Below are 373 nucleotides of genomic sequence, written 5' to 3'. Positions count from 1 at the left end.
TGTTATTTAATGCGAGTCATAACAAGGTCAGGCTTCTTGAACAAATCATGGCGCAAATAACGCTTGAAGGTTTTGAGAAGTCGTCTCAGCTATTAGCTAGAGATAGTATCCATCATTATCTAGAGAAAATAGATAAGCCGATTGATCTCATTTATGGCACTGAGGATGGTATTACCACGCCCAAAATTATGTTTGAGATTGAAGCGCGTCATAAGAATATTGCGTTGTATGCTATCGCCGCTGCCAGTCATCTGTCGTATTTAGACCAACCTGAGGATTTTAATCAAATACTCTTATCAATTATTAAAGGTGGGTACTTATGAGTTTTCAAGTAAAAGATAAAGTAGTCATCGTCACTGGAGGATCCTCTGGT

The 373-nt window shown here is 38.3% G+C and carries 1 protein-coding gene; it reads left to right on the top strand.

The genetic code is table 11. The features are described from left to right. Positions 1 to 323: alpha/beta fold hydrolase (locus BTV99_RS13575; RefSeq protein WP_178377984.1), on the top strand; the 323-nt coding region annotated here is incomplete at its 5' end. Positions 324 to 373: the final 50 nt, after the last annotated feature.

The sequence above is a fragment of the Psychrobacter sp. Rd 27.2 genome (assembly GCF_001921755.1).
Classification (GTDB): Bacteria; Pseudomonadota; Gammaproteobacteria; order Pseudomonadales; family Moraxellaceae; genus Psychrobacter; species Psychrobacter celer.
The sequence above is the reverse complement of the archived record's forward strand: the minus strand, read 5'-3'. Positions and strand labels throughout refer to the sequence as shown.